At 45.8% G+C, this 21,707-nt stretch carries 14 protein-coding genes and 2 tRNA genes; 11 read left to right on the top strand and 5 right to left on the bottom strand.

The window, feature by feature from the left end:
* Nucleotides 1-196: 196 nt before the first annotated feature.
* The 7 genes from A5294_RS01700 to A5294_RS01670 all read left to right on the top strand — a co-directional run bounded on the left by A5294_RS01700 (nucleotide 197) and on the right by A5294_RS01670 (nucleotide 8,789).
* Nucleotides 197-3,208, top strand: coding sequence for a hypothetical protein (locus tag A5294_RS01700; protein WP_064340291.1), 3,012 nt, complete (start codon nucleotides 197-199; stop codon nucleotides 3,206-3,208).
* Complete coding sequence (locus A5294_RS01695; RefSeq protein ID WP_064340290.1) at nucleotides 3,205-4,911, top strand: SpaH/EbpB family LPXTG-anchored major pilin; 1,707 nt, start codon at nucleotides 3,205-3,207, stop codon at nucleotides 4,909-4,911. Before A5294_RS01700 ends, A5294_RS01695 begins: the two co-directional genes overlap by 4 nt.
* A gap of 90 nt (nucleotides 4,912-5,001) precedes the next feature.
* Nucleotides 5,002-6,081, top strand: coding sequence for a class C sortase (locus A5294_RS01690; protein WP_064340289.1), 1,080 nt, complete (start codon nucleotides 5,002-5,004; stop codon nucleotides 6,079-6,081).
* A 330-nt stretch (nucleotides 6,082-6,411) separates the two neighbouring features.
* Nucleotides 6,412-6,485, top strand: a tRNA-Lys gene (locus A5294_RS01685).
* 120 nt (nucleotides 6,486-6,605) lie between these two features.
* Nucleotides 6,606-8,054: an exodeoxyribonuclease VII large subunit gene (gene xseA, locus A5294_RS01680; protein ID WP_082851863.1), complete on the top strand. Its 1,449-nt coding sequence runs from the start codon at nucleotides 6,606-6,608 to the stop codon at nucleotides 8,052-8,054.
* A gap of 48 nt (nucleotides 8,055-8,102) precedes the next feature.
* Entirely contained in the window at nucleotides 8,103-8,435 is a 333-nt protein-coding gene (locus A5294_RS01675; protein ID WP_004573891.1) for an exodeoxyribonuclease VII small subunit, read from the top strand.
* A gap of 281 nt (nucleotides 8,436-8,716) precedes the next feature.
* Nucleotides 8,717-8,789: transfer RNA gene (locus A5294_RS01670), tRNA-Arg, on the top strand.
* Between the two features lie 6 nt (nucleotides 8,790-8,795).
* On the opposite strand, the gene A5294_RS06765 is transcribed toward A5294_RS01670, so the two are convergent.
* The gene (locus A5294_RS06765; RefSeq protein WP_004105159.1) at nucleotides 8,796-8,945 is read right to left on the bottom strand and encodes a DNA-binding protein; all 150 of its coding nucleotides are present in this window, start codon (nucleotides 8,943-8,945) and stop codon (nucleotides 8,796-8,798) included.
* 382 nt (nucleotides 8,946-9,327) lie between these two features.
* Between A5294_RS06765 and ileS the strand changes: the two genes are divergently transcribed.
* Nucleotides 9,328-12,774 (top strand): mupirocin-resistant isoleucine--tRNA ligase, encoded by a 3,447-nt coding sequence (ileS, locus tag A5294_RS01660; protein WP_064340288.1) that lies wholly within the window; start codon nucleotides 9,328-9,330, stop codon nucleotides 12,772-12,774.
* A gap of 133 nt (nucleotides 12,775-12,907) precedes the next feature.
* The gene (murI, locus tag A5294_RS01655; protein WP_064340287.1) at nucleotides 12,908-13,678 is read left to right on the top strand and encodes a glutamate racemase; all 771 of its coding nucleotides are present in this window, start codon (nucleotides 12,908-12,910) and stop codon (nucleotides 13,676-13,678) included.
* A 53-nt stretch (nucleotides 13,679-13,731) separates the two neighbouring features.
* Here the strand turns inward: murI and A5294_RS01650 are convergent, their stop codons facing one another.
* Nucleotides 13,732-14,382, bottom strand: a complete 651-nt coding sequence (locus A5294_RS01650; protein WP_064340286.1) for a vitamin K epoxide reductase family protein — start codon at nucleotides 14,380-14,382, stop codon at nucleotides 13,732-13,734.
* A gap of 175 nt (nucleotides 14,383-14,557) precedes the next feature.
* Here A5294_RS01650 and A5294_RS01645 point away from each other — a divergent pair, with 175 nt between their 5' ends.
* Entirely contained in the window at nucleotides 14,558-15,415 is an 858-nt protein-coding gene (locus A5294_RS01645) for a PHP domain-containing protein (RefSeq protein WP_064340293.1), read from the top strand.
* A 490-nt stretch (nucleotides 15,416-15,905) separates the two neighbouring features.
* Here A5294_RS01645 and A5294_RS01640 read toward each other — a convergent pair whose 3' ends face one another.
* Both A5294_RS01640 and A5294_RS01635 read right to left on the bottom strand, forming a co-directional pair.
* Nucleotides 15,906-16,124 (bottom strand): DUF3107 domain-containing protein, encoded by a 219-nt coding sequence (locus A5294_RS01640; protein WP_004105154.1) that lies wholly within the window; start codon nucleotides 16,122-16,124, stop codon nucleotides 15,906-15,908.
* 63 nt (nucleotides 16,125-16,187) lie between these two features.
* Entirely contained in the window at nucleotides 16,188-17,936 is a 1,749-nt protein-coding gene (locus A5294_RS01635; RefSeq protein ID WP_064340292.1) for a phosphotransferase, read from the bottom strand.
* A 155-nt stretch (nucleotides 17,937-18,091) separates the two neighbouring features.
* Here A5294_RS01635 and A5294_RS01630 point away from each other — a divergent pair, with 155 nt between their 5' ends.
* Nucleotides 18,092-19,651 carry an ATP-dependent helicase gene (locus A5294_RS01630; RefSeq protein ID WP_064340285.1) on the top strand — a complete coding sequence of 520 codons (1,560 nt, stop codon included), beginning with the start codon at nucleotides 18,092-18,094 and terminating at the stop codon, nucleotides 19,649-19,651.
* Between the two features lie 197 nt (nucleotides 19,652-19,848).
* Here the strand turns inward: A5294_RS01630 and A5294_RS01625 are convergent, their stop codons facing one another.
* Nucleotides 19,849-21,606: a zinc-dependent metalloprotease gene (locus tag A5294_RS01625; protein ID WP_064340284.1), complete on the bottom strand. Its 1,758-nt coding sequence runs from the start codon at nucleotides 21,604-21,606 to the stop codon at nucleotides 19,849-19,851.
* Nucleotides 21,607-21,707: the final 101 nt, after the last annotated feature.

Here is a 21,707-nt window from a genome sequence, read left to right as displayed (position 1 = left end):
ATAACGTAATTTTAGATATTTTTCGCAAAATCTTTTAAATCTTAAATAGTGGTTGAAATCTGCCTTGGGGGGGGGGGTATAGTTGCAAACACTGTGTCTGCAATTAAGAGAGGTTTTGCAGTGCTGTGTGGTTCTTGATTTTGTAATGATGACTACACAAATTTTGAGAGTTTGAATTTAACGAAGGTGATTAGAAATGTTTCCGCAGCGTCGTCGTAACAGTCTTTCTAAGATTATGCGCGTAATTTGCGGTTTCACGTCCTGCGTGCTGACTCTCGCAACTCTTGCGATTGTGCCTGTTGCTTCGTCGAGTGCTTCAACCGAAGAAACAACGCCTAAGACTGCAGCGAAGGCTGGCGCTGGGGAGAATGCCGGTGCTGGGGAGAAATCCGGTTCTGCAGAAAATTCTGGTTCTGCGAAGCAAGGCGATAAGAAGACTGAGACTGACAATAAGACTGATAAGAAACAGACTGGTAGTAAGCCTGAGCAACATACTTCTTCAACGACTAATACAAATACTCAAAACGAAGCTTCCGATAAAGATAAAAAGGCTAATCAAAACAGTAAAGATAAAAAAGCTAATAAAGCTAAAAACGCTTCTGAAGCCGCGCAAACTGGGTCGAATGGTGACAGAAGTACCACAAACAATAACCAAGCCAGCGCGCAATTCTATAATCCGGAGTATCAAAATATCCCGAATATTATTGCTGGAAATCTTTCTACAAGTGCAAACAATAAGTCAGGTGCTCCTAGGAGTAAGCCAGTTCATGGCAAGAAGAACATTAAGCGTGGGCTTCTTCCTGCTGGCACGTGGTTTGAAATTAAGCCAGATGCAAATGATAAAGAAGACGCTTCTAAGTGGGCTAATTTTGAAGGCGAGCAATGCGCTGTAGCCAATGATGCGTCAGCCAATAATAAACAGTGCAAGGAAACGAAAGCTATTCCATCCGATAATTCAAAAAGTTATGGCGTTATAACTTTCCGTCCAAATAGGTGGACTGAGGCAGGTCATTACAAAGTGCATGTAGTTGTGCACTATCCTGACGGCACTACTTCCGATGACGTAAATGCTGGAAATAGCAAAGGTGGTAAGCCTTCGCCTGTTTATGCAAACGTAGTTGTCACGCGATTTGATCCTCACGATAGTGATTTGCAACTTTCAATAATCAGCAAAGACAAAGAAGATTTGAAATATGGACAATCTGATAACTCAGATTTAGTGTTAATGGCTGGTCAAGAGATTAAGAAAACCACTTTTGATGCTTCTGCGCATCTTGGCATAGGCAATATTAATCAGCGTGTGATTTGCTATAAGAAAGATAAGACTGGCAAGCCTGTTGATGGAAGCTACAAGTCTGGTGGAATTAACGGTCTTGAATTAAAACAAGATACTAACGTAACAGTTTGGAAGCACGCCAGTTACGATCAGCAAAAGAAGTGCTTTGATGATCCTGCTAATGGCTGCAAGATGGATGATTTACTTTATGACGATTACGTGTACAACAAGTATGTTAAAACACATACGGATTTTGAACCTAAGCGAGTAAACGAGCGTACAGTAGGACAGTTTAAGGGAACTGTAGATAAAACCGGTGATTTTGCGTGCAAAGTTTATGCTTTAAGGAACTCTGTTAAAAATGATGGCGCGCAAGATAAGGCTGTAGTAGATAAGTTTGATCAAATAGCTGCAGATAAGTCTAACAACATTGATGAAATTGATTCTGTGCTAAAGCAAGATGCTTTATTTAAGTCAAGTAAAAGCATTACTTGGGAAGCTAAGACTTTGGACATTACTGTTCGCAAAATGTCTTACTATTATCAGCCTAATTATGGTGACGAAATTAATACTCTTCCAGTTCAATATGCGACTTCTATTGTTCCGCTTAACCAGTGCGGAGTTGGCGAAAATTGTAGTAAGAAGTTAGCTAGAACTCGTAATCTTCCTGACGGAACTTGGTTTGAAATAAAACAATATAAAAATGATTCTGAGCATCCAGTTCCTGATTGGGCTTCATTTATTGATGAAGATGACAGTGATCAAAGTAACAAACCTACCAAAGCTGGAAGTAAAGTCGGAGAAGATAGTAGTGATGGTTCCGGCGCAGTGTACGGAAAAATTACCGTAAGAATGAGTATCTGGATTAAAACCGGGTATTACTATGTGCCAGTGGTTGCGCATTATCCTGATGGCTCTTCTTCAGAGGATGAAGATTCTAGTAACGAAGGTAAGCCTATCTATTTGAAAGTCTCGTTCAATAATTCTCCACGGATTGATAATGATGATTTAAAGTTACGTGTGACGACCGAAAAAGCTTCTGCTGGCGGTGAGTCTGACTCGCAAGACGACGATTATGGCGATGTGGATCCAGACCAGGGCATCACGATGATGCGCGGAATGCGATTTTTGAATCCATATATTGATGCGTGGTCATTGCGTGACGTGGGTAATAAGATTTCGCTGAAAGTTTTGTGTACTAAGGTGAGCAAAGATAGCAAAGATGGCTCTGAAAGTACTGGTGGATCTGTAGACGGTACCGGCTCTAGCAATACTAACGTTTGGTCTAGTAGTGTTGATGGTTTGACTGCTCCTACGGAGAAGCAAATTTATGAATGGGATCATATTAAAACTGTTGCTGAACTTAAAGGTTGCGAGAAGAACCCAGATTCGTGCGATGCAAAACGTACCCTATTTAGGCGAGACGTTGATACTAATGATTGGGATACTTACGATCCGTTCGATGCAGTCGAACGCACGGATTCGATCATTGGCGGCGCGCCTAAAGAAACGGGCGATTACCAGTGCGTTGTGTATGCGTTGAAGCCGAATGCGCTTGAAAAATATAACAAAAATGTTGCTGCAGCAGGCGGAGAAAGTAACGCAAAAAACGGCGATACTCTTCTTGACGGTGACACTAGCCTCGTAGAAGGCAAGGATTGGACGAAGTCTGTGATTCCAATTCATGTTGTTGAGCCTTTTAAACTTCCAAAGACTGGATTTGCCGGCTGGAACATGATTCTTAGCGTTGCTACAACGATTTTCACAAGTCTTATGGTTCTTGCGTTTGCTCTCGACCAAACACAGTGGGGGCGCGCATTTATGAAAAATTTTGTATACAGAAATTCTGCTCAAAAGGTCAGTGAAATAGCTGTTCAAAAGGGCACTGAAGTATCTGCTCGCAAGGGCACTGAAATAAAGGAGAAGAAATGAATAATTTCACAAAACGATGCGTCGCCGCATTCGCCTCGCTCGCAATGGCTGGGACGCTGTGCGCGGCGGGGGCTGTGACAGTGTCCAGCGTTGCGTGGGCTAGCAAGCCTGCTATAAATACTGCAGATGATAATACCGGTGATAAACCATCCCAAGCTGTGCAAAAGGGAGATGCGCCATGGGCGCTTAATGATACCGATAAGGCAAAGACTTATTCCCTCACTATTTTCAAGTGGCAGGACGAGCTTGATAAGAGCGGTAAGCAGAAGAAGTCAACTCCTGTTCCTGGTGCTGAATTCACTGTAAAAAAGGTGACGCAAATCGACGGTAAGGATATCGATTTAACCAAGTACGCAGATTGGGTTAAGGTCGCCAATAAGATTGATGGTCTTAATAAAGGCACTGCTACTGTAGCAACTGAAGATGTTACTAACGGTACAAAAGATACTGATGCTAAGGGTGTTGCGAAGTTCGATCTTGGAATCGGTCTGTATCAAGTTACAGAATCAAATCCTCCAAAGGGCTTCTCTGCTGCCGAATCCAAGCCATTCTATATGACAATCCCAAGGATCGAAAAGGATAAGGATGGCAACGTAGTCTACAACTATGCTCCATACGCGGATCCAAAGAATAAGGATTTGAGCAATAGCGTTAAGAAGACTGCGGATACTTCTAAGACTGTTGGCGCTGGCGATAAGATTTCCTACACTATTAGCGCTGATCTTGACAAGATGAAGGAGAAGCCTGAGGCTGGAAAAACCACTGCTGATCTTGCTGACACTGATTTTAACGGCTATTCTGTAGTCGATCTCGCTCCTGCTAACTACTTTACAACTTATGATGCAAGTGTAGTTAAGAAAGTGCAACTTGGAACCGGCGATAAGCCTGCAGAGGGTGTTGATCCGCTTCCTACTACTGACTACACCGTTAGCGGTCCAGAAGATTTTACGGATACAACCGATAATACTACACGCAAGAAGATTACTATCTCCTTCACTGATGCCGGTAAAGCTGCGCTTGCTAAAGCTGCAAACGACAATGCTGGAAAAGTCGTAAAGGTATTTGTTACTTTAGAGTTCACTCTTGCTGGTTCGGATGTTCTTGGCAACAACACCGTTATTAACAAGGGTGGCTTAATTCCTTCGCACGAGGGTAAGACTCCAGACGTTGTTACTGGTAAAAAGTACAAAGAAGTGAAGTTCTCAAAGTTCAAGATTAAGAAGGTTTCTTCTACGGATCAAAGTGCTCTTGAGGGTGGAAAGTTTGTGATATTTGCTAATAAAACCGATGCACAAGCTTGCGTTACAGAGCTTAATAAAGCCAATGGTGATGTAGCCAATAAGTGTGGTGAGAAAAGTCCTCGCTCAGCTTTTGGAGAAAAAGCATCAGCAAAAGGTACTGGTTTGACCGAAGAATATTCTGTAAAGCGTGATGAAGATTTCTACATCGTAGAAACTGCTGCTCCAGCTGGATATATTCGCAATCCTGATGTTGTTACAACTAAGGCAACTGACGGTGATGTAACATATACATTCCAGAATCTTCCTACTAAGGATAAAGGTTTCTGGTTCAACCTTCCAAAGACCGGTGCTGCTGGCGTAATCATCTTCGCAGTTATCGGCATGTGCTTCGTTGGTTCCGGATTCTTTGTGTACATGCGTCGTCGCAAGAAGGAAGAGGAGCAGGCTAAGCTCCGCGCTTAGTTAATCCCTTTCTTTAAGCATTAACGAAAATGGGGAGTCGGGCGCGCGTTAACTAACGCTTTCCCGGCTCCTTTTATTAGTGGAGGAATCATGAAGCTAGCTGATTTTGCAGAGTCTGCTCGCGCGCTATTTAAACGGCTGACTCATATGCGCGCTAATAAGTCCTCCAAAAGTGCGCAAGATTCCGCAAGCTCTGAAATCACTGCATCTTCCGAAAATACTGAATCTGCGCAATCTACATCATCGCAAGAGCAGTCTTCCCTAAAACCAATGTCCCCACTTCGCAAGCTGGCTGAGCCGATTGCGCTTGTTGCTATTGGCATTTTGTGTTTCAGCTATCCTGTGGTTTCTACTTTGGTCAACAATCATGCTGCCAAGGAACTCTCAATCGAGTACGACAAATTAAATAAGGAAAAGCCTAAAGAAAATCGCGCGGAAATTTTGCGAAAAGCGCGTGAATACAACGCTCGCCACAAAGCAATTATTAGCGCGGACCCGTATAACGGCAATAACGATTACATGGACACTCCCGAGTATAAAGAGTACGAAAAAGTGCTTAGCGAGCCGATGGGGATTATGGGCATCGTGAAAATACCAAAAATTGGCGTGAGGCTGCCGATTTACCACGGGACTACTCAAGATACTCTCGCAATGGGCGCGGGGCATTTGTACGGCACGGATTTGCCGGTGGGTGGCAAAAGCAGGCACACGGTTGTGACGGCGCATACGGGTATGCCGGATGCCACGATGTTTGACGATTTAAACACGCTGAAAAAAGGCGACTACTTCTATTTTGATGTGCAAGGAAAGACTCTTCGGTACAGAGTGTTTCGCATAAATGTGGTGGAGCCGAACGATATTCGTTTGCTGCGGCGCGAGAAGGGTCGCGATTTGGCGACGCTGATTACGTGCACGCCGTATGGAATTAACACGCACAGGCTGCTCGTGACGGGGTATCGCGTGCTGCCGGATCCTGCTAACGTGCCGGGTGACCATATGCAGTGGCCGTTGTGGATGACGCTGTTTGTGATATCGATGGTGATGTCTGCGGTGTTGATGGCGATGATGCTGGTTGCGTCGTTGCGAAAGAAGAATGGTGTGAGTAGTGTGCAAGGCAGGCATTTGTTGGCGGTTTCGCGCAAAATGCTGCGTAATTTACGGCGCAAGTAGCGCGAGAGTGTGTGCTGTGAGCGTTGTGACTGCGCACGTTTGGAGCGCTGCTCTTTGAGTGAAAAAGCGAGTCAATTGTACTGGTGTCTTATTGGATTGTTGGTCGTCAGATTGTGCTTTCTTAAGATAATAAAGAAAGCACAATCGTGTGCGCTCCGACGTTGAAAGCACACTGTGCTTTCAGCATTGAGTCGTCGCTACCGCATCGATTTGCTTTTTCACGCTACGCTTTGAGTGAAAAAGCAAGGCGATGCGACACGCCGGCTTGCGTACGCTCTCATTCTGAGTATAGTAGTTACTCGGTTCGCGAAACGAGCCAAGATAACCAACGCCCCTTTAGCTCAGTTGGTTAGAGCAGCTGACTCTTAATCAGCGTGTCCAGGGTTCGAATCCCTGAGGGGGCACAAGCAAAACCCAAGCTTCACCGCTTGGGTTTTTTCGTATCTAATCCCTCCGTCACGCATATGCAGCAGCGCGCGTTTGTCCTTCTTTGCAGTCAAGCTGGAAACATGACCTCGTCAAATATGATGCCGCAATTATTCCAGGATGATGCCCATCTTGAACAGCCGCAGCCGTCGCAACAACCGCTGCTAAATTTAGCACAGTCGCAGTCGCAACAAGTTCAGTCGCAGCCGCAACCGCTTACTCCGCAGCAAGCTCAGCCGCGCCAGCTTCCTCTAAAAGCCGCCGACACGACTGCCGAAAACCCGTGGCCTGTTGCAATCTTAAGCCAAAAGTTCCACAGTGCAGTAGAACGGTGGCCAGCAGCGTGGATTGAGGGTCAAATCGTCGAAATTAACATGCGCCGCGCATCTTCCGGCTACATCACTCTTCGCGACAGCAACGAAGAAGTGTCGATTTCCGTAATGGGCTTCAGCAATTTCGTGCAGCAAGCGCGCGATCTTCGCCAGGGTGACCGCGTAGTCGTTCACGGCAAGGCGGATATTTGGGTGAAAGCCACGCGTTTAAGCTTTGTTGCAGACGAAATCCGCCGCGTCGGTGCAGGCGACTTAAAAGCGCAAATTGACGAGTTGCGAAAAAAGCTTAAAGGCGAAGGCCTGTTTGACGCTGAAAATAAGGTGCCGCTGCCGGAATTTCCTAAGTGCATCGGTCTCGTGTGTGCGCCTCAGGCTCGCGCGGAGGGCGATGTTATTACGAACGTGAATTTGCGCTGGCCTGTTACGCGCTTCAAAGTTGTTCACGCGCATGTGCAGGGCATGCAATGCCCGGCGGATATTATTGCCGCAATTAAGCAGCTCGATGCCGATCCAGATATTGACGTTATTATCGTTGCTCGCGGCGGCGGTAGCTTTGAGGATTTGATTGGTTTTTCGGACGAGGGCGTGGTTCGCGCTGCTGCTGCGTGCGTGACGCCGATTGTGTCTGCAATCGGTCACGAGGACGATTGGACGCTGATTGATTTGGCTGCGGATATGCGCGCTTCAACTCCTACGGATGCTGCAAAGCGCGTTGTTCCGGACGTTCGCGAGCAGTGGCAGCTTATTGATAACGCGTTGCAAACTATGCGCATGCGAATTTCTGCGCGCGTCGACAATGAGATCCGCCTCGTTGAGGGTTATGCGAATCGCCCCAGCCTTACGCGCCCGAGCACTATGCTTGAGCCGCACGAGCGCTTGGTTGAGCAGGCTGTTGAGCGAATGCGTCACGGTTTGGTGCGACTTCTTGACGACGCGAGCTTGACTGTTGAGAAAGCTCACGCAAGCTTGACTGCGTTAAGTCCGCAATCGACTTTGAATCGCGGGTACGCTGTTGTGCAGCTCAGCGGTGGGCGAGTGCTTGACGACGCGGATTTAGCGAAAGTTGGCGACGATATGACAGTTACGCTTAAAAGTGGCGTGGTACTTGGCAAGGTGACTGGTACTAAGGTAGCTGGAACAAAAGTAGCTGCCGGAAAGTCAGCTGGCGTGCAGAAGTCTGAAACAAAGTCTGCTGCCGTAAAGTCAAGTAAGTAATTTTTTAGATATTTTAGATATTTATTTAGATACAACGAAAGGTTAGATATGAGCGAGAAAGTAACGAAAAAAGCGGAAGAAGTAGCGGCAGAAAGTAACGAAAGTGCAGAATTTGCAAGCACTCTTACGAAAGAAGAGCGCGCTGCGATTGAGGCGATGCCGTACGAAGAAGCTCGCGAAAAGCTGGTTCAGGCGGTTCAAGCGTTGGAAGCTGGCGGTTTGACGCTTGACCAGTCCATGCGTCAGTGGGAGATTGGCGAGGCGTTGGCAAAGCGCGCGCAAGGTTTGCTTGCCACTGTTCGCGCTAAGTTGGACGCGGCACAAGCTGAACAGTCGGCGACGGCTGCAACTGCTGGCACGCAGTCTAATCTTGAATCTTGAGCGCGTAGGCGGCATAAACTTTACGTCGCTGCACAGTTTCTGCCGTTTTATTGCCTTAATCCGACCGAAACTTTACATGGTTGCACAGTTTTTGCCGTTTTATCGCTTTAATCCGACCGAAACTTTACGTCGCTGCACAGTTTCTGCCGTTTTTTCGCGCGCAAACGACTTTTTCTTTACGCGCCTGTAAAGTTTCTGCCGTTCCGATCAGTCGCCTAGCCTAAATTGTTGCTCGCATAATTGTGCGCGAATCATGCCATAGTGTATAATTGCCATTTGTTGCCTCGGTAGCTCAGTGGATAGAGCACCACTCTCCTAAAGTGGGTGTCGTCAGTTCGATTCTGATCCGGGGCACTTTTATTACTTGTTTGCTTTTGCTATATCTCTTAGAACAAGTTGGACTGTTTTAGTATCTCCATCTTCTAGTGCAATAGCAAGATATTCATCAATTGCTTCCTGTGTGTCTAAGTATTTACTTGCGTCGAACGTTGAAAAACTAACCTTGTCCATCTTATTGTTCCTCGTGTAATTGTCCTGTCAATTTATATTAGCAAAGTTGCTAATGTTAGGGGATAGTGTTAGATTATTTCTAACTTAAGCGATGATCCGTTATCGGCGGGGAGTTTTCGGAAGAACGGCGAGTGTTCGTAAGATTCTCGCTTATTAGAACCGACGGGGTTGGCCCGTACAGCCAAACACGAGAGGCTATAAGAATAGTTCGATTGCGTTATGTACTTGCGTTACGTACTTGCGTCGCATATTCGCATTACGTAACTTACGTAACCTACGTAACTTGCGTTACGTAATCATCTTATAGCAAGCGAGGTGGTACCGCGGCAGCAACTGTCGTCCTCGCAGGGAAATATTCACCCTGTTGAGCGAGGAGAGCACAGTGAGCGAATCCACTAATCCAGCAGCAAACGCGTCCGAAAATACGTCCGAAAATACGTCCGCAAATACTTCCGCAAATACGTCCGTAAATCACGTATATCCAAAGGTAAGTGTTTCTGCATCAACGCAAGAAAACGCCGGCGCGCAAGTTGCACCAAATCCTTCCTTCCCAAAGCTTGAAGAGTCAGTTCTCCAATACTGGGATGCAAACAACACTTTCCGCAAGTCAATCGAATATCGCCCGTCCGGCAAGGGTAGCCAAAACGAGTTCGTGTTCTTCGACGGCCCTCCATTCGCAAACGGTCTTCCTCACTACGGCCACTTGCTCACAGGCTACGCAAAAGACGTCGTTCCGCGCTATCAGACTATGCGCGGCCGCAAAGTAAACCGCGTTTTTGGTTGGGATACTCACGGTCTTCCTGCAGAGTTGGAAGCGCAGAAGGAACTCGGCATCGAGTCAGTTGAGCAAATCGAAAAAATGGGAATCGCGAAGTTTAACGATGCTTGCCGTGCCAGCGTTTTAAAGTACACGAACGAGTGGCAAAACTACGTACATCGTCAGGCTCGCTGGGTTGATTTCGAGCGCGGCTACAAAACATTGAACATTCCATACATGGAATCCGTAATGTGGGCATTTAAGCAGCTTTATGATAAGGGTTTGGCTTACAAGGGTTACCGCGTGCTTCCGTACTGCCCGAAGGACCAAACTCCACTTTCAGCGCACGAGCTTCGCATGGATGCGGACGTTTACCAGAATCGTCAGGACACCACCGTTTCCGTCGCTGTTAAGCTTCGCGACGAAGCCGACGCTTACGCAGTCTTCTGGACTACTACTCCTTGGACTGTGCCAACCAACTTCGCAATCGTAGTTGGCGCAGACATCGACTACGTGGAAGTTCGCCCAACTGAAGGCAAATTCGCAGGCAAAAAGTTCTACATCGGTAAGCCTTTGCTTGGCTCCTACACTAAGGAACTTGGCGAAAATTACGAAGTTGTGCGCGAACTTAAGGGCGCGCAGATGGCTGGTTGGCGCTACTACCCAGTATTCCCATACTTTGCAAGCGAATCTGCACTCGCAGAGGGTGGCACTCCTGGTCCTAACGCTTTTACGATTTTCACTGCAGATTATGTTGACACCGCTGAAGGTACTGGCCTTGTTCACCAGGCTCCTTACGGCGAGGACGATATGAACACGCTTAACGCGCACGAAATTCGCAGCGTTGACGTGCTCGATGCAGGCTGCAAGTTTACAAGCGACTGCCCAGATTACGAAGGCTTGTACGTTTTCGACGCGAACTTGCCAATTTTGCGTAACTTGCGTGCAGGAGACGGTCCGCTTGCTCAAATGCCGGAAGATCAGCGCGCGTTGCTATTCCAAGAAAAAAGCTACGTGCACAGCTATCCTCATTGCTGGCGTTGCGCAACTCCGCTTATTTATAAGCCTGTTTCTAGCTGGTTTGTGTCTGTTACGAAGATTAAGAAGCGCTTGCTTGAGCTTAATCAGGAGATTAATTGGATTCCTGGAAACGTTAAGGACGGCCAGTTTGGTAAGTGGCTTTCTAACGCGCGCGACTGGTCGATTAGCCGTAACCGCTTCTGGGGCTCGCCAATTCCAGTGTGGGTGAGTGACGATCCAAAGTATCCTCGCGTAGACGTGTACGGCTCTTTGGAAGAACTTAAGGCTGATTTTGGCGACTATCCGCGCGACGACGACGGCAATGTGAATATGCACCGCCCGTATATCGATCGCCTTACTCGTCCAAATCCAGATGATCCTACCGGAAAGTCGCAAATGCACCGTATTACGGACGTTCTCGACTGCTGGTTTGAGTCCGGTTCCATGCCTTTCGCGCAATTCCATTATCCGTTTGAAAATAAGGAATTCTTCGAAGAGCACTTCCCATGCGATTACATCGTTGAATACATTGGTCAGACTCGCGGTTGGTTCTACACACTTCACATTATGGCTACGGCTCTATTCGACCGCCCGGCTTATAAGAACGTGATTTGCCACGGCATTGTGCTTGGTTCCGACGGCCAGAAGATGAGTAAGCATTTGCGTAATTACCCGGATGTTAACGGCGTTTTCAACGAATACGGTTCTGACGCAATGCGCTGGTTCCTCATGTCTTCACCAATTTTGCGCGGTGGCAATTTGATTGTGACTGCAGACGGCATTAGGGATACTGTTCGTCAGGTTATGCTTCCAGTTTGGAGCTCGTATTACTTCTTCACGCTGTATGCGAACGCTGCAAACGGTGGTAAGGGTTACGATGCTCGTCGCCTTCGCGCGGATGAGGTTGCAGGACTTTGCAACATGGATCGCTACTTGCTTGCTCGCACGCGTTTGCTTGTTGAGCGCGTAGAAAAGTGCTTGAACGAGTTTGCGATTAGCGATGCTTGCGCGGCAGTAAGCGATTTTATTGACGTGCTTACGAATTGGTATATTCGTGGCAGCCGTGACCGCTTCTGGAATGAAGACGAGACTGCTTTCAACACGCTTTACACTGTGTTGGAAGTGTTCATGCGCACGATTGCTCCTCTTGCTCCTATGGAAGCTGAGGCTGTGTGGCGCGGTCTTACAGGCGGCGAATCCGTGCATTTGGCTGATTGGCCTTATTTGGTTGAGCCTGAGACTCTTTCGGATGGTGAGCCAAATCCTAAGGCTGGCGAAGTCACTGAGCTTGGCGCTGTTCTTGCGCACGACGATGCTTTGGTTGCTGCTATGGATAAGGTTCGCGAGGTTGTGTCTTCTGCGCTTTCGTTGCGTAAGGCGGAACAGTTGCGTGTGCGCCAGCCGTTAGCAAACTTGACTGTTGTTGCAGAAAATACTGCCGCTGTTGAGCCTTACGAGCAGGTTCTTGAGCGTGAGCTTAACGTGAAGAATGTTACATTCTGCACGTTGCAAGATGCAAGCGAACACGGTTTGAAGATTGTTCACGAGCTTAAGGTGAACGCGCGCGCAGCTGGCCCTCGTTTGGGTAAGCAAGTGCAGTTTGCTATTAAGTCTTCTAAGAGTGGCGATTGGCGAGTTGACGAGTCTGGTGCTCCTGTTGTTCAGACTCCAAACGGCGAAGTTGCGCTTGTTGAGGGCGAGTATGAGCTTGTAAATCGCGTTGAGTCTTCGGATGCTCAAGCGGCTCAAAATACGGCTTCTGCTGCAATGCCAACTGGCGGTTTCGTTATGCTTGACACTGCTTTGACTAGCGATTTGCTTGCTGAAGGTTATGCTCGCGATGCTATTCGCGCTGTTCAAGATGCGCGCAAGGAGAACGGTTTGGATATTAGTGACCGAATCGCTTTGACTTTGAGCGTGCCAGCTTCGGACGTTGCTAAAGTTGAGCAGTTCCGTGATTTGATTGCGGAGGAGACTTTGGCTACGAGCTTCGAGGTTGTTGAGGCTGATTCTAGCGCAACTGATCTTAGCGTAACTCTTAAGCGTGCGTAGCTTAAGTGCAAATCTTAGCTAACTAAACAAAACGTGCCGGTGTATTTCAATACGTCGGCACGTTTCTGTTATTGCTGCGCTATATATGTTGAGGCTCGCCATTACGATAGTAAGCGTTTTTAGGAGGTAGTTTATGGCATCGTCGGCAGCAATTGGCGTTTTTGATTCGGGGCTTGGGGGAATTTCCGTAGCTCGTCAGTTGCATGCTGTTCTTCCGCATGAGCGAATTATTTATTTCGGCGATTCTGCAAACGCGCCATACGGCATTAAAACTCCTGAAGAAGTCAAAAAGCTGAGCTTTGCAATCGTCGAGCATTTTGTTCGTCTAAATGTAAAAGCTGTTGTAATTGCTTGTAATACCGCCACTTCCGCAGCTGTGAACGATTTGCGCGCGCATTACAATATACCTATCATAGGTATGGAGCCGGCGCTTAAATTAGCTTGCGATTTAGGCAAAGGTGAGTCTCAGCGCGTAATCGTAGCTGCAACTCCGCTTACTCTTCGCGAGCGCAAGTTTGCGGATTTGCTGCAACGTTTTTCGCAAAATAACACGATTTTTTCGCAGCCTTGTCCTGATTTAGTGCGTATTGTTGAGCGTGGGGAGCTTAATGATCGTGATGTAGTTTTTGCTGCTCTTCGCAAGTATTTCGACGAGTATGATTTAGACAGTATTGATTCGGTTGTGCTGGGTTGTACTCATTTTGTGTTTTATAGGGATTATTTCCGCGAGTTTTTGCCTGCGCGCACGAATATTGTTGACGGCAACGAAGGAACTATTAATCATTTGCGCAAAATATTGGAACTTAATAATGAGCTTGCAAGCGATTCTCAAGAAGGCAGCATAACTCTTACTAATTCGGATACAAGCTTGCGCATGCAGCAACTTGCGAAGAGCTTGTGCTGAAAGACTTGCGTTAAAATCTTGCGTTAAGACTTTGCGCTAAAAATCGCTCTTATTCAGCCAAAAAATACTTTAGAATATTGGCACAAAATCAAAGTAAGCAATGCCGCAACCCAAAGCACGTCTATGAGCAAGTCGTATCGCAAACGGTAGTAGCTTTCAATCAAGCTAAAACGCTTAACAAGCAACTTTTGCGAACTTACGCTTGCGTGAGTCAACGATATAAATTGCATTGTTGTGGAGAACATAAGCACAATGCACCACGGGCACAACGCGTGAATTACGAACATAGATTGCGAAAACAGCCAGTAAGCGTAGGCAAGTGCGCATAATCCACCAAGCCAAGTGCAAATTGCAAACCATCGCGGCACACGTACGCGAATCATTCCAATAACTGCGAGCGTTACGAATACGCTTTCTGCAGCAATTCCAAAGAATGCGTTTGGGAAGCTTAATTCGCCAAATTTCACAATTTCTGCCTGCCAAGTTTGCGCAACTCTAGAGCAGGATACTACGCTGTTGAAGTCGCAACTGAGCAGCTTATTAGGTTCGCGTGCTAAAGCAAGGGTTTCAGCAGAAAGTATAAGCGAAGTTACGAGTGCTACCGCAGAGAAAAATAGCATAATGCCATACGTCCATACTGCAGAGTGCCTCCATCCGCTAAGTGTTGTTTCATAGTCTTCTTTAGCGGCGTTAGTTTGCTCCATTGCTGCTCCTAAAAGTTACTAATTGCGAATGATGTGAATAATAATAAATAATAGCAAATAATTATGTGTGCATATTCATTTCTCGTTACATGGCACAGTTTACGATGATTATATGACCGCAATAAGCAACAACCAACACGACGCATCAAATCATGCTAGCGATAGCAACTCCAGCATGATGAATTTTGCGCGCGAACGCTGGGATTTGCACTGTCATACTGTTTATTCAGACGGTACTGCAACTCCAGAAGATTTAATTACGCAAGCTAAAATCGTTGGTTTGCAAGGTGTTGCTGTTACTGATCACGACACAACTGCAGGATGGCATGATTTTCAAGAGGCTGCTAAGGCTTCGAATATGCCAGTATTATTTGGTTCGGAGATTACCGCGCAAGACTCAGGCGTGTTTGTGCACATGCTCGCATACCAGTACAATCCGCAAAATAGCATGATTGTGAGCATGTTTGAGCTTACTAGGAAGCGTCGTTTTGATCGCACAAAGCGTATGGTTGAACGTATGTCGCGCGATTTTCCAATTACTTGGGATGACGTTTTAGCTCAAGCTAAGCTCGGTGACTTAACTACAATCGGGCGGCCGCATATCGCTGATGCTTTAGTAAAAGCTGGCGTTTATAAAACGCGTTCTGAAGCTTTTGCTGGGCCTATTTCTCCGTGCAGCCCGTACTATATACCAACTCCTTCTCCAAATGTTCGTGAAGTTATTGAAGCTGTTAAAGATGCTGGGGGAGTTGTTGTTATTGCGCATCCTGCTGATCCTACGCGTAACCGCGTGCTTCTTTCGGACGATCAGATTATATCGTTTGCTAAAGCTGGTCTTGACGGTTTAGAAGTGTATCATCGCGGAAATTCTAAAGCGCAGCGTGAAAGACTGCTTTCTTTAGCGAGTAAGTGCGATTTGCTTGTGACGGGCGGCTCGGATTGGCATGGCTATGGTAAGCCAAATCGTTTGGGCGAAGAAACAACAAGCCGCGAAGTAGTATCGGAAATACTCTTGCGCGGCTATAAGCTTTAAATTCCTTATTTACTATTTACTTAGTGTGGCGCGAGTTTTGGGGGATTTCTTTTTGCTGCTGCGCGAGTTTTGGCTGGTGTTTTGCTGGCGGGTTCCTTGCGTGGCTGTGAGGGTGGGTGTTACTTGTCTCGCAGCGCTCCGCTCTTATACCTTATTTGGACTTAGCGGTTGCGTAGTTAAGTTTAGTTTTTTTTTACTTACTTTTTCTGCAAAAATAGTATTCGTCAATAAGATTATTACTATCGTTCCGCTTTTATATTGCTCGACCAAGCAACACCCACCCCTCACTACTAGTAAAACCGCTAGTGTTCTGTGGTACGGTAGGAGTGCCTGGCTTGATGTGTGCAGCAGCAATAACGCTAGTGTTCACTATGCAATAAATACTCAACGTCAGCAGAGCATTAATACTAAAGTTCACTAAGCAATAAATAATCGACGTTTGCAGAGCAATGCTGCAAAGCTTCAGAAGGTTTGGATAGAGTTCGCTATTTTAATTGAGCGCTCCGAAGCCTACTGAATGCTTTGGCGTATCGCCGATGAGCGCGTAAGACAGCGACGAAGCTGAGACCATAATAGTGCGCCCATTTACGTCCGTAAACTCAAGCATATCCTTGGAATCGTTAATCACTTTGCGCACTTCTTCTGCGCTTTGGTTGGTTTCAAAATCGATGGAATCAGAAACGTTTTTTACTCCTAAAACAACTCGCATACATGCTCCTTTTGCTTTTTACGCTATTTATCGTTTTAATTAGTATTTAGTATTTTATTTATCTTAGTCTAAGTCTGCTTGTGCGTCGCGCATCGCTCGTTCTTCACGTTCCAGAAGAGGAATGATTACGGTTTCTGGTTTATCGTCATAGTCTTGCATATTTTTTTCTTCATCTTCAGAAAGTTTTGAGTCAGAAGAAGTATTTGAGTCAGAAGAAGTCTCGTTTGCACTATCGACCTTACTGTCACGCTCAGCTATAACTTTATCCTTAACCTCAGAATCATTGTTGTTCTTGGTGTCCTTAGCTTCCTCAGCGCTACCAGCGTTATTGACGCTTTCAGGCTCATCACTAGCATAGCTATCAGCAGATTTACTCATTGCAGTTTGCACAATAGTTTCTGCGGTTTCGTGTACTGTTTGAGTTTTTACATGAGTAATTACTTGAGTTGCTGTGTCATCAGCGAGTTGTGCTGCTTTTTCAGCCTCCTCAGCGTTAGCTGCGTGTGTGCCAGCATATTGAACTTTGCGCTCATGAGTATCGTCGCTTATAGTTTTGTTGCTATCGTAAGTCTCGTCTTGAGCGTTATTTAATTCAGTATTTCCTTCTGAAGTAATGTCTCGCTCATTAGTTTCGTCGCTATTTCCAGTGTTTAGTTGGTTTTCAGTAGAATTATTCTTAGAAATTTGGCGACTTTGCGTATTGTCATTTTCAAGAAGCGTTCCAACTGTAATAGTCGAGGCAGGATTTCCTGTAGCACGACCAGTTTTAGCAGTTTGTGCATTGCTAATACGACTAAGCTCGTGCGCTAAACGCTCAACTTGAGCCTTAAAACGCATAATACTGGTGTTATCTGCACGTTGCAAAGCTTGAACAAAATCGCCAACTTGTTCCATTTGTAGCCACAAGTTTGCGCGGAGCATAATCAAACTATCTAAACGAGAACCCATAATTCTACCGTATGCAGAAAGCACTGCGTTTCGGCGCTGCTCGTTAAGTTTTGCAAAAATCCAAGCCAAATCGCGCGCAGGATCGTTAATTTGCATTCTTTGCCAATTTGTTACAGCAGTAATCGTTGAGCCGGTAAATAAAATGTCACCATCCATAAAACCGCCGTGTACTGGGCAAGTTTCAAATGACCACAATCCTTCAGTTTCCAACACTCTCGACCAACTGTCAGTAATTTCGGTTGGAATATGGCCGGCTTGACGAAGTCTTTTAATCCAACCGGTTAACTGTGCTCGAATTTGACCAGTAGTAAAAGCAGGGTATTTTCCGCGCGTCACGAAAGTAGGGCGCAAGCGATGAATAGCGCCGATTGCAGTTCCAACATTTGCGCAATCGTCGGTAGTAAGAAGACGCAAGTCGCGAGCGCTACCTTCAAGATGTTCACAAATAAGCACAGTGTCTTCATCGTTGTCGTTGGCAATAATGCTTGACATTCGTGTAGATTGCTGTTGAGTAGATTGCTTTTGCGCATATTGCTGGGTGCCAACAACTGTAGAATTTCCAGCGGTTACATTATTTGCAACATTTCCAGTGTTATTATTGGCATCTTCGCGTTTTCCTGGCATAAACGTGAGCATAGTGTCGTAAGCGAATCCCAAAGCTGCCAAATCTTTACTGTGCTCAAGAGTCCATGCTGCACGAGCCCGGTCATGCAAACGCTTGCGACCTTTACTATCCGCACTGATAAAAACGTCGTAAAGCTTACCGGAAATATCTTGCACAACGGCGTGAGAAATTCCAGCCGCGGTATCAGTGGCATTAACTTGCTCACTTTGGCGCGTTCCTGCAAACTGTACTTCGGGCATGGCTGCAGATGCCAGTGCTGCCAACTTGAATCTACTGAGTTGTGTCACACTCCCACAGTAATACAAAGCACCGAAATTTTGCCAATTTTTTGTAAGTTATACACATATTTTTATTCTTGTTGCGTAAGCGTTGCTATTGCTGCAACAATAGAATTATGAATTCTTCACCAGAAACTTCGCAAGTGACTTCGCAAGTGACGTCTAAAACTTCGCAAGTGACTTCTCCAGGAGCGCTTTTAGACGGGTTGGATGATTCGCAACGCGAAGCTGCTACCGCGCTAGAAGGGCCTGTGCGCATTATAGCTTGTGCAGGAGCTGGTAAAACGCGCACTATTACGCGCAGAATTGCGTATGCTTGCGCTACTGGTAAGTGGGATCCTGAAAGAGTTTTGGCAGTTACTTTTTCTGTAAAAGCAGCTGCGGAAATGAGATCGCGTATTGAGGCTCTTGGTGTAAGTAATGTTGGATGCGTCTCAACATTTCATTCTGCGGCTTTGCAACAAATTCGCAGCGTGTGGAACGACGTCTGTTCAGCACAATTCCCGTCAATTATGAATGATTCTCAGCAAATCATAGCTTCTGCGCTTAAACGTTATCCAGATTTTGCAGATATGACTTTGTTGCAAACTCGCGATATTTTGGCAGAAATTAATTGGGCGAAAGTTTCGCTTATTGCGCCTGACGATTACTTGCGTGTGTGCGCTTCTACGCATCGTTTGCCTCCTGCAGGCATAGAGCCGCAGCAATTTGTCGATATATATGAAGCTTACGAAACCGAAAAAAATGCGCATACTTGCATCGATTTTAACGATATTCTTCTACTTTGCTGCCATATTTTACGAAATTTTCCGGAAGCTGCAAACCGTATTAAGCAATCAATCGGATGGATCACAGTTGATGAATATCAGGATGTGTCTCCTTTACAGCATGAATTGTTGCGATTATGGATGGGGCAGAACCGCGATATTTGCGTAGTGGGCGATCCTGCGCAAACAATCTACTCGTTTGCAGGTGCGAATAGTTACTATTTGCTTTCATTTCCGCAAGAATTTGCGCCTCTTGGTGCAGATATTAGTTTGAATACTGACTACCGCTCCACAGAACGCATCGTAGGTCTTGCTAATAGAGTGCTTGCTGCTTCTGCACATAAAAAGGATTACGTAAAAGTTAAAGCTGTAACGAAAGGTGGTGTTCGCGTTAGTCAGCAAGTTTTTGCCACCGATGTTGAAGAAGCTTTGGGCGTGGTTGAGCAAATTGCAAAACTTGTAAAAAGCGGTGCTGCGCATCTTGGGGAGTGCGCAATACTAACGAGAACCAATGCTCAACAGCAAGTAGTTTGTAAAGCGTTAAAAGTAGCAAAACTTCCGTATCGCGTGAGAAAAGACGTGGGGTGGCAGCGAAATGTTTTAGAGGATGCACAAAGCTATGGTGCTCAAGGTATTTCTGACGTTTTTGCATCTTCTAATATTTCAACTGTTACTGTTTCAACTATTCATGCTGTTAAAGGTTTAGAGTTTGCGCATGTTTACGTAATTGGCTGTTCTGAAGGGCTTATTCCTTTTGGCTCTACGGCTGATGACAGTGCCTTGGAAGAAGAGCGCAGACTTATGTACGTTGCAATAACTCGCGCAGAAAAGACTTTGCATCTTTCTTACGCTTCTAGAAAAGACAGTGGAACTGGCATGAATCGTGTGCCTAGCCGCTTTCTGGCTTAATCTCGCGGCATAAACTTTACGCTCGTGCACAGTTTATGCCGTTTTTTGGCTTGCAACCGACTTTTTCTTTACACAATTGCACAGTTTATGCCGTTTTTTGGCGTGAAAGCGGCATAAATTTTACATAGTTGCACAGTTTATGCCGTTTTGAGCGTTGAGGTCGATTATTCAGCTGGATTGTTATTGAATCAGGAGTTTTATTCGCCGTCAGCATCAGTTTCGTCGGAATTGCCGGATTCGTTACTGTTTTTGTTACCAGATTCGTTGCCAGCTTCGTTACCGGATTCGCTGTTTTGCTTCTTTTGGCGCGCATCCTCTTCCAAAAGCTTGCTAAGTTCAGCATCCCAATCATTTGTGCCTAAATCGTCTTCTGTTAATTTTTCAAACGATTTTTCGTTAGGCGCATTTTCGATAGCGTTAGCAGTATTTTTGTTACTTTCGTAATTGTCCGCACTTTCGTGACTTTCGCTAGTTTTTTCAGTTGCTTCATTAGTTTGATTAGACTGAGTTTCTGTTGCATTTTTTGCAGCAGTTTCCGTTGCATCCTCAGCATCGATTTCCTTCGTAACTACGTTACCTGCGTCACCTGCGTTACCAGCTTTACCTTCGTTACCTGCGTCACTAGCGTCTTTCGTAACTTCGCTAGCTTCCGGCAAAGTTGGCAACAAATCTGGATGACTCCACAAGCTATCTCGCTCTTCAATACCGCGCTCGCGAGTCAACTTTTCCCACAATTGCGATGCCTCACGCATACGGCGAGGGCGCAAATGCAAACCAAGTAACGATTCAAACGTCACTTCTGCAGGTCCTCCCGCAGCTCGCTCGCGACGCATCATCTCTCGCAACTGCTCAATGTGCACAATATGAGCCATTCCAGACTGCCATGTAACGCAATCAACCCAACCTTCAACAAGTGCAAGTAAAGTTTCCAAACTATGCAAAGCTTGACGCTGCTCTTCAGAATCATTGCTGCCAATATTTTGCAAATTAACAGCTCCTGAAATTGCTTCCGGATTCATTGTTTCCACGTCGCGAAGCTGTTCTTCCATAGCTTCTAAGTCAATGTTTATTCCGTTTGCGTACTTAATAATCAGCGCTTCAAATCGTGGCATAAGCCATGGCACGGATGCAAATAATCTTGCGTGTGCAGCTTCTCGCAAAGCCAAATAATTCATGACTTCTGTAATATCCAATTCCCACACTTTTGCATACTCAATGCAATTATATGGAATTAATCCGCCTGCAGGATTTTGTAAAAGCGCAAGACCTTGATCAAAACTGCCGTGCACTTCGTGTGAAAGTGCTCCAGCTGCTTGACCTAGTTGCATAGCAAACGAAGTGTTTCCAAGCAGTTTCATTAGTTGCGCTGGATTATTCATTCCTTCAGGCAGCGGAATTGGCACAACTCCTGCAAATAATCCTTTTACTTCAGCATCATCCACATCTTGGAATCGCTCTTCAATAACAGAAGTGAGTGCTTCATTTACTGATTTTGCAACAGGATTAGCGAATTTAACCCAAGCTTCAAGCGTTTTTTCTACCCAATCAGCTCTAGACAATACTTCTGGCGTTCCAGGAGCAGGATTGAAATTGCACGTTATATCTAGCCACAAGTTCGCTTGGCTTAAAGCTCTTCGTGTGGCATCTGCTACGTCTGCATTTACATTTCCTTGATCGCCATTAGCGTGCTGTAAAGCAATAGATTGCGCTAACTTGCGATTAATTGGACCTTCTTCAAGTGTTGCTTCCATTTCGTACGGATTATTAAGACCGCCCGCACTAAAAGCTTGCATCATTCCGCGAACTTCGTCTGGTTTAGGAAGCTTATCTGGATTCTGATTTAAGAGTTGTTCGCGTAGCTCAAAAGGAAGCTGATCAAGTTGTTTCCATGCTTCTTCTCCTTGTATTGGCCCAAAGCATTCAATGAGCCATTGGTGAATTGCATCGTCATTCATGAGCGTATCCTTCTCGTGCCACGTGTTGCATAATTTACAGTTTTTATTTTTATACGTTTCGTACCTGCACGTATTTGTACGTATTTTATAAGTATTTATAC

It is taken from the genome of Gardnerella sp. 30-4, from assembly GCF_001641215.1.
Classification (GTDB): Bacteria; Actinomycetota; Actinomycetes; order Actinomycetales; family Bifidobacteriaceae; genus Bifidobacterium; species Bifidobacterium leopoldii.
Note: the sequence above shows the minus strand (reverse complement) of the source record. Positions and strands in the feature narration are given on the sequence as shown.